The 12,949-nt window shown below is 68.5% G+C and carries 15 protein-coding genes and 1 pseudogene; 8 read left to right on the top strand and 8 right to left on the bottom strand.

The window, feature by feature from the left end:
* Nucleotides 1–521 precede the first annotated feature (521 nt).
* Nucleotides 522–764 carry an SAM-dependent methyltransferase gene (locus Asi03nite_RS38915; RefSeq protein WP_203680371.1) on the bottom strand — a complete coding sequence of 81 codons (243 nt, stop codon included), beginning with the start codon at nucleotides 762–764 and terminating at the stop codon, nucleotides 522–524.
* A 116-nt stretch (nucleotides 765–880) separates the two neighbouring features.
* On the bottom strand, nucleotides 881–1,624 hold the full coding sequence (locus Asi03nite_RS15375) for an SDR family oxidoreductase (RefSeq protein ID WP_239102703.1): 744 nt from the start codon (nucleotides 1,622–1,624) through the stop codon (nucleotides 881–883).
* A 110-nt stretch (nucleotides 1,625–1,734) separates the two neighbouring features.
* On the opposite strand from Asi03nite_RS15375, the gene Asi03nite_RS15370 reads away from it, so the two are divergent.
* Together Asi03nite_RS15370 and Asi03nite_RS37870 are read left to right on the top strand one after the other, a co-directional pair.
* On the top strand, nucleotides 1,735–2,298 hold the full coding sequence (locus Asi03nite_RS15370; protein ID WP_203680369.1) for a TetR/AcrR family transcriptional regulator: 564 nt from the start codon (nucleotides 1,735–1,737) through the stop codon (nucleotides 2,296–2,298).
* Nucleotides 2,299–2,347: 49 nt separating this feature from the next.
* Nucleotides 2,348–2,550: pseudogene (locus Asi03nite_RS37870) on the top strand (IS630 family transposase); the annotation flags it as partial.
* Between the two features lie 108 nt (nucleotides 2,551–2,658).
* Here the strand turns inward: Asi03nite_RS37870 and Asi03nite_RS15365 are convergent.
* Together Asi03nite_RS15365 and Asi03nite_RS15360 are read right to left on the bottom strand one after the other, a co-directional pair.
* Nucleotides 2,659–3,048 carry a hypothetical protein gene (locus tag Asi03nite_RS15365; RefSeq protein WP_203680368.1) on the bottom strand — a complete coding sequence of 130 codons (390 nt, stop codon included), beginning with the start codon at nucleotides 3,046–3,048 and terminating at the stop codon, nucleotides 2,659–2,661.
* Between the two features lie 263 nt (nucleotides 3,049–3,311).
* Nucleotides 3,312–4,091, bottom strand: a complete 780-nt coding sequence (locus Asi03nite_RS15360) for an oxidoreductase (RefSeq protein ID WP_203680367.1) — start codon at nucleotides 4,089–4,091, stop codon at nucleotides 3,312–3,314.
* Nucleotides 4,092–4,171: 80 nt separating this feature from the next.
* Here Asi03nite_RS15360 and Asi03nite_RS15355 point away from each other — a divergent pair, with 80 nt between their 5' ends.
* Nucleotides 4,172–4,768 carry a TetR/AcrR family transcriptional regulator gene (locus Asi03nite_RS15355; protein WP_203680366.1) on the top strand — a complete coding sequence of 199 codons (597 nt, stop codon included), beginning with the start codon at nucleotides 4,172–4,174 and terminating at the stop codon, nucleotides 4,766–4,768.
* Between the two features lie 157 nt (nucleotides 4,769–4,925).
* On the opposite strand, the gene Asi03nite_RS37865 is transcribed toward Asi03nite_RS15355, so the two are convergent.
* The 3 genes from Asi03nite_RS37865 to Asi03nite_RS15340 form a co-directional block, all read right to left on the bottom strand.
* A complete protein-coding gene (locus Asi03nite_RS37865) occupies nucleotides 4,926–5,249 on the bottom strand; it encodes a hypothetical protein (RefSeq protein ID WP_239102702.1) in 324 nt (107 codons plus the stop codon).
* An 84-nt stretch (nucleotides 5,250–5,333) separates the two neighbouring features.
* A complete protein-coding gene (locus Asi03nite_RS15345) occupies nucleotides 5,334–5,777 on the bottom strand; it encodes a hypothetical protein (protein ID WP_239102701.1) in 444 nt (147 codons plus the stop codon).
* Between the two features lie 418 nt (nucleotides 5,778–6,195).
* Nucleotides 6,196–6,633: a chemotaxis protein CheW gene (locus Asi03nite_RS15340; RefSeq protein WP_203680365.1), complete on the bottom strand. Its 438-nt coding sequence runs from the start codon at nucleotides 6,631–6,633 to the stop codon at nucleotides 6,196–6,198.
* Nucleotides 6,634–6,724: 91 nt separating this feature from the next.
* Between Asi03nite_RS15340 and Asi03nite_RS15335 the strand changes: the two genes are divergently transcribed.
* From Asi03nite_RS15335 to Asi03nite_RS15325, 3 genes are all read left to right on the top strand, one after another.
* The gene (locus Asi03nite_RS15335) at nucleotides 6,725–6,862 is read left to right on the top strand and encodes a hypothetical protein (RefSeq protein WP_203680364.1); all 138 of its coding nucleotides are present in this window, start codon (nucleotides 6,725–6,727) and stop codon (nucleotides 6,860–6,862) included.
* Between the two features lie 484 nt (nucleotides 6,863–7,346).
* A complete protein-coding gene (locus Asi03nite_RS15330) occupies nucleotides 7,347–9,335 on the top strand; it encodes a SpoIIE family protein phosphatase (RefSeq protein ID WP_203680362.1) in 1,989 nt (662 codons plus the stop codon).
* 97 nt (nucleotides 9,336–9,432) lie between these two features.
* Nucleotides 9,433–10,242, top strand: coding sequence for a hypothetical protein (locus tag Asi03nite_RS15325; RefSeq protein ID WP_203680361.1), 810 nt, complete (start codon nucleotides 9,433–9,435; stop codon nucleotides 10,240–10,242).
* Here the strand turns inward: Asi03nite_RS15325 and Asi03nite_RS15320 are convergent, their stop codons facing one another.
* Nucleotides 10,243–11,652 carry a GGDEF domain-containing protein gene (locus Asi03nite_RS15320; RefSeq protein WP_203680360.1) on the bottom strand — a complete coding sequence of 470 codons (1,410 nt, stop codon included), beginning with the start codon at nucleotides 11,650–11,652 and terminating at the stop codon, nucleotides 10,243–10,245.
* Between the two features lie 187 nt (nucleotides 11,653–11,839).
* Here Asi03nite_RS15320 and Asi03nite_RS15315 point away from each other — a divergent pair, with 187 nt between their 5' ends.
* Nucleotides 11,840–12,187: a hypothetical protein gene (locus Asi03nite_RS15315; RefSeq protein ID WP_203680359.1), complete on the top strand. Its 348-nt coding sequence runs from the start codon at nucleotides 11,840–11,842 to the stop codon at nucleotides 12,185–12,187.
* Complete coding sequence (locus Asi03nite_RS15310; protein ID WP_203680358.1) at nucleotides 12,180–12,506, top strand: hypothetical protein; 327 nt, start codon at nucleotides 12,180–12,182, stop codon at nucleotides 12,504–12,506. Before Asi03nite_RS15315 ends, Asi03nite_RS15310 begins: the two co-directional genes overlap by 8 nt.
* The last annotated feature ends 443 nt before the right edge of the window (nucleotides 12,507–12,949 follow it).

Here is a 12,949-nt window from a genome sequence, read left to right as displayed (position 1 = left end):
GCGGCGCCGAGCGTGTTCGCCGCCGCGCTCGCGTCCGGGATCATCGCGATCATGCTCACCGCGACGGCCGCCGCCGTGACCGTGGCTCCGACCACGGTCCGCATTCCCAACGACCGTCTACGACGTGTACCGCCGAGGTGGACTGAGAAGCTACCTGCCACCATGGCCTCTCCTTCTCGAAGCCCCGCCCGGGTCGCGGTCGCGGGCACACCGGCAGGCGGAGACCGCCCATACGCCGAGGGGGATGCCGAGGCGACAACGACTTGAGCAAGGTATGGATGCAGCTCGATGTTTAACGATGCTAAGCACGGGAGTCATCCGCAAACAATAGGTTTCGGAGATGTTTCGGAAGTTTCTCTCGACAAAATGGACATCAAAGAAGAAGTCTGCAGCTCATCTGCAGAATGTTGGGGCTGCTCGTCCGCCAGCGCTCGGAAACGGACAGGAAAAACCTGCGACGGGACCGCGGGCGGTCGTATCGCAGGTTCGGAAATCTTCCGGAAGTCTTTCGGAAAAATTTGTTATGGCCTTCCCCGCGGTCGGTCGCGGGGGAGCCGCAGGAGGAACGGGGTGGTGTCGCTCAGGCTTTGCGGGCGGCACCGGCCAGATGCTGATCCGGCTGGGTCCACGTCCGACACGTGGCCGTTTGGCCGCCAGTCGGTGACCAGCACGACCCCCGGCTCCATCAGCTCCAGGCCGTCGAACAGGGCGGTGAAATCCGCTCGGGTGGCCGGCCAGGCCTCGGCGTGACCGGGGTCGAGCATCTGCTGGTAGCGGCGCGCCGGCGGCCACGTCCCACAGGGTCAGCACCGAGCCGTCACCGGGCCCGCGGTGCGACGGTGGCCCGGACCGGCTCCTACCTCCCTGTCTTCGTGGTGGCTCAGCCCTGCACGGTCGGCCGGATCGTCAACGACCCGATCTCGACGTCCTGCGGCTGTTCCAAGGCGAAACACACCGCTCGGGCGACGGCGGCGGGATCCAGGCCGAACGAGTGCATATCGGCTTGGATCTGCTTGCGGAAGGCGTCGTCCATGCCGTCGGCGAGCTCGGTACGGACGAAACCGGGCGAGATCTCGGTGGTGCGCACGACGCCGTCCGTCGACTCGGCCCGCAGCGCCTCCATCACGGTGCGGGCGGCGTTCTTCGTCGCCGCGTACACCCCCATGGTGGGGGAGATCGTGATGCCGGAGGTGGACACGACCGCTACGACATGTCCGTGTCCTTGCCGGCGGAAAACCGGTAGCACCGCGGCCAGAGCGTGCAACAGCCCACGAAAGTTGACGTCGACCATCGCATCCCAGTCCGCGCCGTCGCCGTCTTCCAGCCGCGCCAATCGCGCGACCCCCGCATTGCTCACGAACGCGTCGATGCCGCCGAAGAGCCGCACTGACTGATCGACGAGCGCCCGAACGTCGACGGCAGACGACACGTCAACCGCGATCGCTGCCGCCCGCGCGCCGCCGTCGCGCAACGCCGACGCATGCGCTTCGATTCGGTTCGTACGCCGGGCCGCCAGCACCACATTCGCGCCGCGCCGGGCCAGCAGGTCCGCCGTCGCCCGGCCGATGCCGCTGCTCGCTCCCGTGATGATGACCGTCTTTCCGTGCAGAGTCGAGTCGTTCACCGGAACCCCAAGCTGTAAGGTGACACGTGTCCGCTTAGGTTAAGTGGACACGTGTCCGATTGCAACGGCGCCTGGATGTCAGTTGGCACCAAAAGGACAGGGAGGGCCCCATGGCCGAGGCCGGAACGGAGTCGGGACGACGCCTGCGTGCGGACGCGGAGAAGAACCGGAGGCGACTCCTCACGATCGCCCGGGCCGCCCTCGACGCCGATGGCGACGCCACGATGAAAGCGATCGCCCGCGCGGCCGGCGTAGGACAGGGCACCATCTACCGGCACTTCCCCACCCGGGGCGCCCTGCTCGTGGAGGTCTACCAGGACGAGTTCGCCGACCTGCTCGCCGCGTCCCGGACCCTCGCCGACGCGCGCCCTCCGGTCGAGGCGCTCCGGGCGTGGCTGGACCACCTCGCGGCCTTCGGGCGGAGGAAGCGTGCCCTCGCCCAGGCGCTGGACGCCGCCACCCAGGCCGAGCTCCATCATCAGCAGTACGACAGGACCATGGTCGCCATCGACATGCTGCTCTCGCGGGGCATCGCGTCCGGTGAGCTTCGCGAGGACGCGCGGGCCGGGGATCTGATCGCCCTGGCCAGCTTCCTGTGGCACCTCGAAACGGCCAGTGACCCTCGCATCACCAGACTGCTCGACCTCGTCGTCGACGCCTTCCGGCGTCACTGAGCCGGCGACGACCGCGGCCGAGCACTACGGCGACGCAAGGCCGCGAGGCGGCGCCAATGACGAGCAACGCCCTGGCCGGATCACCCTGGACCAGGTCGAACAGGTCGTGGTCGACACCCTCGAACGGACTCCGCGCAACGCCACCCACTGGTCGCGGGCCTCGATGGCGAGAAGTCGGGGCTGTCGAAATCTACGATCGGGCGGATTTGGCGCGATTTCGGCCGCAGGCCGCACCGGGCCGACACGTTCCAGCAGCGGGCGGCTCGACGCTTCGCCGTTCCATGACATCCTCATGCGACCTGTGGTTGCGCATCACGCTGGCGGACGCCGCGCGACGCGCAACCATCGGGTGCCTCCGGATCAGGTCAGCAGCGTGACGCTGTAGTTGAGGGTGGTGCCGCTGGCGGTGTACGTCGCGGTCTGCCCGTTGTCGCAGAACGACACGAACACGTTGCCGGCGACCGTGTTGCCGGCCTGGGCATGCACCAGCGGCCGGACGTCGGACCCCGGCGCGAACGGCGTCGAGTTCAGATCGACCACCCGGTACTGGTTGATCGGGTAGTCGTCGGTGGGCGCGGACAGTTCGCCGGTGCGCGTGGTGAGCTGGAAGTTGATCACGAAGCCGCCGTTGTTGACCACGGCGATCTTCTGCACGCACGGAGTCGCGGCCTGGGCCGGGGTGGCGGCGAGCGCGGTCACGCCCGCCGTCCCGACGAGCACTACGGCGGCGCTGAGCGTTCGCGATGCCATGAAATCCTCCTTTGGGTGGTGGTAACCGTCCCGCAGACATTGACCACCATGCACCCAAATAAACAGATGATCACAAATTTTATGGGATTTACGGCGGTCGGGGGAGACGCGCCCAGCGCACATCCTTTGATGACATACGGATCTGCCGCAGGTGAGGTGCAGCGGTTCGGCGGGCCCGTAGCGCGGGAGTCGGGCACGACCCCGGTCGGCCGCGCGGGTCCGGCGAGGGAAGGCTGGGCCCGCTTGGCCGGCCGGGTGTGGAGCTAGATGGCGGGGAGCTCGCCGCCGTCGACGTTGAGGCTGGCGCCGGTGATCCACTGGGCTCGGTCGGAGACGAGGAAGGCGACGGCCTCGGCGATGTCACGCGGGTCCCCGGGGCGGCCGAGCGGGATGCCTGCGGTGGTCGCGGCGAGCTCGACGCCCATCGCGTCGGCGAAGTTCTGGCGGATCGCGTCGGCCCCGGGGGTGAGCACGTTGCCGGTCATGATCGTGGTGACCCGGATCCCGGCCGGCGCGAGTTCGGCGGCGAGCGCTTTGCCGTAGGTGTTGAGCGCGGCCTTCGCGGCGGCGTAGTGCGCCAGCGCCGGGCCGGGCAGGATCGCTGACCCGGAGGAGATGTTGACGATCGCGCTGCCCGCCCCCGCCTCGCGCAGCGCCGGCAGCAGCGCGTTGTTGACGCGTACGGCGGACAGGTAGTTGAGGTCGAGGGCGTCGAGCCATTCCTCGTCGGGGATGGACGCGATGCCGCCGAGGTGTGTCCGCGCCGCGGCCGCGTTGTTCACCACGATGTCGACACCGCCGAGCTCGCGCAGCGCTGCCGCGGTGAACGCCCGTACCCCGGCGAGCGTGCTGATGTCTCCCGGAATGAAGGTGGCGCCCTTCGGCGTCTCGTCGGTGGCGTTGCGTGCCGTGGTGACGACGCTCGCACCTCCGTCGAGCAACCGCTGCACGATGGCCGCGCCGATCCCGCGCGAGCCGCCTGTGACGATCGCGCGCTTGCCGGCGAACTCGGTGACGTCTGCGGGAACAAGAGTTTTGAACATGCGTTCAGAATAAGCAGATTCTGGAACGAACGTCCATAACCTTTTTGGAACCATCGTTCAGAACGGCGTACCATGCCGACATGGGGCGTCCACGAAAATTCGATGAGCACGAAGTGCTGATCGCCGTGCGGCGGCAGTTCAACGAGACCGGCTACCACGGCACCTCGGTCGACGATCTCTCCCGCGTGACAGGGCTCAGCAAAGGCAGCCTCTACAGCGCCTTCGGAGACAAGGAGACCCTGTTCCGGCGAATCTTCGACGAGTACTGCGCCAGCTCCGACCAGAGCGCCGCGGCCCGGGTCGACGGTCCGGAGGATCAGGCGCTCGACCGCCTCCGCGCCTGGCTCACCGCGCCGGATGGGTGTCCCGACCGGCGTGGCTGCCTGCTGGCCAAGACCACCGCCGAACTGGCGTGGGAGGACGAGGGCATCGCTGCCCGGTCGCTCGCAGCCTACGAAACGCTGCTCGAGAGCTGCCGTATGCTCGTCGAGCAGGCTCAGCGTGCCGGGCAGGTCGATCCGGCCGCCGACTCCGCGGCGCTCGGCGGGCTGGTTGTCGCCACACATCGCGGACTCGAGGCGCTTCTCAAGGCAGGGGTCGACACCAAGACGCTGAACCGCATCGCCAACGCCACGATCGACAGCATCACACTCGAACCCACGCGCACCAGCGCATGAGGGTACGGCCTCGAAGGGCGCGTGCATCGGCCTGGGGTGCGGTCAGTGCTGCGATGTCCGAGCCGACATCGGTTAGCCGGAGCGACTCCCGCTCGCCGGCGAGCCAAGGACAAGCTCAAAGGACGCCGTCGAAGTTGGTCAGCGGCCCCGGCAGGCGTCACCGCTCACGTTGCTCGCCGTCTTCGCCGGCAAGTGTTGATCTCGTGTTCAGTGCTCTGCCGTCGATGCGGTGGTGAGCCGAGACCTCCTCCTGGCTCAGCTCACCGGCACGCAGCGGCCCGGCCACCAGGTCGTCGAGCAGGCCCACGCCGGCCTCGGTCCGCTTGCGCTCGGTCAGCGTGTCGAAATATCCGGCAAGGTCCCGGCTCGCCGCCGCGGCGTCCTCGGCGGAACTGGTCGCCCGGCGCAGCTTGACCGGGTTCTTCGCGGTCCGCGTGATCTTGTGCAGCCGCTGGCCTTCGGCCATCGACAGCGCCCGCACGAACACTTCCGGGCATCGGCCCGCAGCTCATAAGCATTCGGTATCCGGATCTGCCGATTGTGCGGGCCGGCCGAAGCCTCGCACTCACGTGCCGTGTCCCCGGCTCGGCCGTCTCGCTCCGCCGTAAAGGTGGACGCGGTGGTCGACATGATGGTCGGACTCGTGTGAGACGAACCCGTCACTCTTCATCTCGCCGTTCGCGATGAGCATCAGCCAGTCCTCGTAGTACCAGCTCGGATTGCAGGCGCAGGTGGTGAAGGTGAACCGGAAGTTCGCCCGATACCGGCCGATCTCCCCAAGCTTGAGCGCGAAGAGACGGGCCGGGCCACTCTGCCGCGGATAGGCGGCCCAACCCGGTAGCCGGTCAACGACCAGCGTCCCGCTCTCCACGGACAACCAGAGGTCGAGCTCACGGGCTTGATCCAGGCCACCACTGACTACCCCGTCATGAGGCACGTACCGGGCTGCCTCATCTGCAAGGACGTCGTGAATGACCACATCACCGGCTGGCATCGACGGCGGAAGCACCGCTGGACTGCACAGACCCCGCCGGACGTTCGCCGCCGGTGCTCCACGTGCTGCCGCACTCCAGCGCACACGCACGCGTTGAATAGTGATCACGGCTCACCCTGACGCGCCAAGCCACCGGACCGCCAGCCGTTATCCGGATCTGCCGTTGCGACGCGAGGTCGCACTTTGCGAATGGACTCGCAGTCAGGAGGGCCGACGTGACGTCGGCGGTGTAGTCCAGGGCGCGTGCTTGCTGCCTGGCCTCGCCCTCGGCGTGCGCTGCGGGTAACGGCGTCCTGTCGCCCGGACGCACAGACGCCTGGCCCCGCCTGATCTACGACAGCGACCGGCATGTCGGCAACGATTGCTCGCAAGAGCGGCGTGAAACGAAAGGCCAGGCTGCCCCCGGCGAGCCGCGGTGTTACGAGTACGGGTCTCAGGCCGGGACGCGGGAGGTGTTCACGCATTCGGCGACGTCCAGCACAAGCAGCAGCCTGCCGTCGGTCTTGTACGCACCGGTGACCAGCGCACGTGCCGGGCCGGTCAGTGTTGCCGGCGGCTCCTCGAACAACTGGGCGTCCAGATAGGCGACCTGCCCGATGCGGTCCACCAGGAGGCTCACCGGCTCGCCGGCGTACCGCACGATCACGTTCATCACGAGGCCGGACATGTCGCGGCGCGGCAACCCGAACTGAACACGCAGGTCCACCGCGGCGATCACCTGCCCGCGCAGATTGAACAAGCCGCCGACGGCGTTCGGCGCCATCGGCACCGGCGTGTACTCGCTGTACGACAGCACCTCCTGCACGGCGTCCACGTCCACGCCGAAAAACTGGTCGGCGACCTCGAAGGTGACGAACTGGCGACTCGACATGCTCAACTCCCGGGATGATCTCCGCTGAGAGGCATGCCGCAACGGATCACCAGGAATATCGGACGATCGAGTACCCGAGCCAAGGAATCCGGTGGACCGATCCGCCGGCTGGCACCCGGGAGCCACGGGGCAGAAGGTCGCCGGCCGACGTCGGCAGGAGGTCGCCGAGTACGCCACCAGCACCGCGGCGCTGCTGCGTCTGGCCGACCTATGCGCGAACGGGGCGTGACCTGGGTGGCCACCTCTGACTACTGGAAGTCGGTGTTCTATCTGCTTGAGGCCGACGGGTTCGAGTGCTGGCTGCTCAACGCGACGCATGTCTAGAACGTGCCCGGTTGGCCCAAGACCGACAAACTGATGCGGTGTGGTTGGCCAAGGTCGTCGAGCGGGGAATGTGCTCGTCCAGCTTCGTTGCACCGAAACCGATCCGTCGGCTACGCGACCTGAACGGGTACCGCCGTTCGCTGATCCGCGATCGGTCCGCGCCGCGCTCAGGAACTCATCGCCGACCTCGGCGTGGACATGAACATCTTCCCCGCCGCCGGGCACCTCGCGTCTTGAGCCCGCTTCACCCACGCGCCAAGCAATCCGCCGGCCGCACGAAACCTGCTACCACCGGCAAAGGCGGCCCCTGACGGGCGAGCACGCTCGGCGAGATAGCGTTGACTGTACGTGATGGCGGAAAGCGACGACGGTGGAGCGGGATTGCGAGCATGAACGACGACGCCGACAGCCGGATCGGGGAAGCGAACATCATTCGCGACCGGTTCGACGCCAGCAGCCTGCTCATAGCCACCTATGAGGGCCCGGAACTGCGGGTCACCGCGGCGAATGCCGCGTTCCGGTCGTTCGTCGACCAAGATGACGTCGTGGGCTGCACCTTCCACGAGTTGTTCCCGGAGTTCGCAGCGCAGCAGATCAGCCCCATGATGGAAAAGGTGTTCGCGACCGGCCAGGCCCAGGGCGGGCGGGAATGGCGGTTCCAGGTCGGCGACTCCGACGACCGGCGGCGCGAGTACTTCCTGGACTTCATCGTCGAGCCGTACCTGGATGGGGAGGGTGCCATCGCCGGGATCACGGCCTTCGCCATCGACGTCACCGAACAGGTCCGGCGCCGCCAGGCCGACCAGGACCGCGCGACCGAGGCGGAACGGCGTTACGCTCACGCACTCGACGTCATCCGCACCTTGCAGCAGCAGTTGCTACCACCCGGGCTTCCAGTGCTGCCCTCGGTGCAGATCGCGGCCAGTTACCTGCTGGCCGACGCGGACACCGCGGCGGGCGGGGACTGGTTCGACGCGGTGCCGCTGCCCGACGGGCGGGTCGCGCTCGTGGCCGGCGACGTGGTGGGCCACGGCGTGGCCGCCTCCGCCGCGATGGGGCAGCTGCGCACCGTACTGCAGGACCGGCTCGACGACACCGGCGACCTCCTCGGCGCGATCCGCGCGGCCGACCGGCTGGCCCGCCGCGTTCCGGCGGCCCACGCCGCGACCGTGTGCCTGGCCGCGCTCGACCCCGCCGACGGCACGCTGACCTGGTGCTCGGCCGGGCACCCACCCCCACTGGTAGTCAACACCGAGTCCGCGCGATACCTGCCGCTGTCCGGTTCGGGCCCGCTGGGCACCGGCGCCGACTACCGCTTGGACACCGACCGACTCGAGGCCGACGACATGGTGCTGATCTACAGCGACGGCATCATCGAACGCCCCGGCCGTGACCCGGCCGCAGCCACCGTCGAGCTGTCCCAAGTCGCCATCGACAGCGTTGCCGGACGCGGCTTCGATCCCGCTTTGTCGGCGGTCGAACGGGCCAGCACCCAGACACTGGAACTGCTGGTGCGCCAATCAGGGCACACCGACGACATCACCCTGCTCGCCGCGCAACGGCGCGTCCCGCCCCCGCCGCTGTACCTGAGCGGCCCGGTCGACACAGTGACGGCGAGGATGGCTCGCACCGCCGTCCAGGACTGGCTGGCCCTGCACGGCGCCGGCGAACGCGACCGGCTTGCGCTGACGCACGCGGTCACGGAGCTGGTGACCAACGCCTACGAGCATGCCCGGACGGACAGCGACGACGTCACGGTGACCGTCACGGCCTACCTGCGCAACGACGGCGAAGCCCGGTTGTGTGTCGCCGACAACGGCCGCTGGCGCGAACGCGCCCGCCCCGGTGACGAACAGCTCCGCGCCGGCCACGGCTTCGGGCTGGCCATGACCGCAGGCTTCGCCGACCACCTCGACATCGACCGGTCCGATGACGGCACGACGGCCACCGTGCGGCGGCGCTTGTCCCGTCCCGCCAAGCTATTCACGGACGAGCAGATCAGTCACGGCCGTCCGGGCGCGACCGGCACGGCGGCCGAGGTGACGATCATGCTCGATCAGCCGCACGCTAGGAGCAGCCGTATCGCCATCTACGGCCCGCTCGACACCGACACCGTCGCCGAGCTGGGTACCGAACTCGACCGGCGCACGCTGGGCGGCACCCACGAGCTGACCGTCGACCTCACCGCGGTCACCCACCTCGGCAGCGCCGCCATCGCCGAGCTGTATCGGGCCCAACGCTCCGGCGAGGGACGCCCGTACCCGCTTCGCTTGTACGCCCCTGCGGGCAGCACCGCTCACCACGTGCTGAGCCTGATCAACCTGCCCCACAGCACCACCGACCCGGACACGGACGACGACCGGGAACGGCGTCGATAAGCAGCCGCGCGGCGAAGACATCACCGCCATCGGCCCCAACCGCGCGACGGCCGGCGCCAACGTCTCCGGATCAGCCGCCGAACTGCATAATGCCTGCATGTCGCATGCCGATCTCACTGTGGATGGCTGGCTGGCCCTCTCCGATGCTGGTGCTGTCGGCGTTGCCGCCGCTATCGCCCATGCCGTCGAGGCTGTGCTGGTGTCGGTCAGCGCTCACGGCTACGCCGGGCGCAGTGGGCGGGTGGCGCTGTTCGAGCGTGACGGCATCCGGTACGCGTTGGTGCCTGGCGGCACGGTAGAGCTCGGTTACGATCCTGCGCGGTTCGTTCCCACCTCTCGCCAACTGCAAGACTTCGCGGAGGCGGTAGCCGAATATTCGGTGCCCGAGCCGATCCACCGCTTCCTGGCCGAACAGATGTCCCCACGGCGCCGGGCGGCCCTGCCGGCTCGGCTGGTCGCTGTGCGCTCGGTTGACACCGACTCGCTATTGACAGCCGAGCATGACGGCACCGACGACCACGAGTCCGTCATGGCCCGGCTGGAGTGGCGAGGCCTGCGGCCGCCCACGCCGGACGAGTGGGAATACGACTGCGGTGCCGGAGCGACCACGCTGTTCCGGTGGGGCGACGAATACCCTGACGGCGAGCCCTACGGTGATGTCCCGCTGATCCAGAATCCCAACTTCTTCGGGCTCGTCATCGGCGATGATCCCTACCGGGCGGAATTCACCACCGACCCGGCCGTGCTGTGCGGCGGTGACGGCGGCGGCGCGCTGTGCGGCGGCTATGGCGGGTTCCTGTCCTGGATCACCCTGGCCACCGCCTACCGCGACCCGGCCTTGGTCGAAGCGATCTATCCCTATCTCGTCGGTGAAACGCCCGTGCGCCCCGTCCTGCCAGTGCCATGATCAGCCGCGGGCGTCGCGGGTGCCGGCTGGCGTGCGGGTGCGCCGTTTTGCCTCGGGCTTCGCCAGGTACATCGCCGCGTCGGCCTTCTCGATGACACGGTCCGGCGTGTCGCCGGGTTCGGCGACCGAGAAGCCGACCGCGGCCTTGCCTTGCAGCGGGCCGCAGGTGAGGTGCAGCGGTTCGGCGAAGGATTTTTGTATGGCCCGCGCCGCGGCTTCTGCTCTTTCCGGGGTCGCGTGCGGCAGCAGCACCGCGAACTCGTCGCCGCCCAGCCGGGCGACCGTGGCGGTCTCGTTGACGGCGCGGCGGATCCGCCGCGCCATCCCGGTGAGCAACTCGTCGCCGATCGCGTGGCCCAGCGTGTCGTTGACGAGCTTGAAGTCGTTCAGGTCGATGAGCAGCACCGCGTACGGGATGCCGCTGTCGTGCACCAGGGTGAGCCGCTCGGACAGCATGCGGCGGTTCGGCAGCCCGGTGAGCAGGTCAACGTACGCCGCGCTGTGCAGGTGTTCCTCGTACGCGCGTTGCGCGGTCACGTCGCGCAGCGCGAGCACCATGCTGCGGCCCCGGGTGAGGCCCGTGGCGAGCGGTACGGTCTGCACGACGACCCGCACGGTGGAGCCGTCGGCGCGTACCAGGCGCACCTCCAGCTGCTGGCGGTGGGCGCCGTCCGCGCTCTCGGCCACCACCGTTCGCAGGTCGATCGGCAGCCCCTCGAGATCTTGCAGCCGCAGCTCGTCCAGGTTCGGTACGCCAGCTTCGGGCCAGCCGATCAGATCCTTCGCGGCGGGATTGGCCAGCGCCACCGCACCGGCGGTGTCGGCCACCACCACCGGGAACGGCAGTTCCGTGAGTACGCCTTCGAGCAGCGCGTTCTGAGCCTTCTGCTGTTCTTGCAGCTTGGTCATCAGGGTGCGGGTGATGTAGACCATGAGCCCGGAGATCGGCAATGAGATCATGGCGCCGACGATCGGCTTCACCTGCCAGGGCATGGCGACCGCGATCAGCCACACGCCCAGGTAGCCGGCCTGCGAGAGCAGCAGCCGAGGCAGACTGCCGATGGCCGCGCGGAACAGGACCGGCATGAACAGCGTGTTGACGACCGGGGTCACGTCGGTCACCTGGGAGAATACGAACAACACTGCGGACAGCTCGAGCAGGTCCCACCGGACCGGCAGCGGAGCCGCCCGCCGGAACTCCACGGCGTGCAGTGTCAGCACCAGCACCTGCACTGCCGCGCAGCCCAGCGTCGCTGCGACGCCGATGCCCATGTGAGCGATCTGAATCGTCAGTACCAACGAACAGACGGCGAGTGACACGACGAAGAACAGCCGCAACGAGCGCATCAGGTCTCGTTGCGCGAACGACCGCAGCCGGGCGTAGCCGCCGTGCACCGGAAGTTGGACCATGCCGTGCTGATCGGCGCACCGAGGCCTAGATCAAAAGCCGTGCTGTCCGGACTTCAGTGACATCGTTCACAGGCGCCCGGGACGACATCACGAGTCGCTTCAGCGGCAAGGTGTTGTCCTGCCTGATCCTGGTCGTCGATCAGCTCGGTCCGGTCAGGCGACCAAGTCGATCAAAGGTTTCTGGGACGTGGTCAAAAAAATCCGCGTCGCGACGGTCTTCGCCACCGACTCCGACCGCTACAGCGGCCAGGGCGTCGTGGTGATCACCCCGGTCGGCAAGCTGCGGGACGTCGTGAAGCCGCGCGGCCTCATCCCGCAGGAGGCGGAGGTCGGTCTCAAGATGACGGCCGCCGACTTCGAACGCCGGTCGACGATTATCATCCCGTTGAAGCGGTCGCGCGAGATCCTCAAGGGCATGGGCATCCGAGTTCCGATCCGGGTCTCCACGAGCGACCCCAGCACGGATTTGCTGGACCTGCCGAAGCTCTCGTGCGAACAGATCGAGCAGTTCGTCCGGGAGGCGGGCAATGGATGACGAGCCGCAGCTGCAGCTGTTCGAGATCAAGGATGTGTCGCCGACGTCGCTGCGGTGCACGGTGCGCTGCGTCGCCGGGACGGTCCGGCTGGGCGCGACGGTCGAGCTGCGTCCGGCCGCCGGCCGGCCGGTCGCGGAGGGCCTGACGGTCTCGGCCATCGAGTACGCGGGCGGCGTTGCGATGGAGTTCGTCGACCTGGGCCGGACCGCCCTGGTCACGGTCACCGGCCCGATCGACGAGGCGGCCTTGCGGGCCGTGGCGGCCGACGACGCCCCCGAGCAGGTGGTGCCGGCCGACCTACGCCTCGTCGTGCGCTGATTGATCAACGGTATCCGCGCCGCCCGGGTCGCCAGGAGGCACCCGGGCGGCGCTGTCGCGCCTGGATCCCGGCGGCGGCCGGAACGGGTACGCCCGGCGGGCGCCCGGTGCGGTGGACGGGTGCCGCCTCGACGAGGATCAGCCGCGGGAGCTGGCCATGCTGCTGGACGAGGATCCGGCGGCGCACGGTTTCACCGGGGATCAGCGGTGGACGTTTGGCCCGGGTGGCGGACCTCTCCGGTGCGCTCAGACCCGGTAACCTGGGGTTCGCCCGGCCATGCTGGACGCGGAGATCGTGGTATGTCCGCGAGAAGCGTTCCCAGCCGCAGGAGCGGCCTCACCAACCGGTAACGACGGCTATAAGGTGGGAACGTGTTTCCTGGCATCCTCTACCTCTGAGCGAAGCGGTCCTCAACCGACGCAGCGGCATAGGCCGCTGCGTC

The organism is Actinoplanes siamensis (genome assembly GCF_016862395.1).
In the GTDB taxonomy this organism is placed as follows: Bacteria; Actinomycetota; Actinomycetes; order Mycobacteriales; family Micromonosporaceae; genus Actinoplanes; species Actinoplanes siamensis.
Note: the sequence above shows the minus strand (reverse complement) of the source record. Positions and strands in the feature narration are given on the sequence as shown.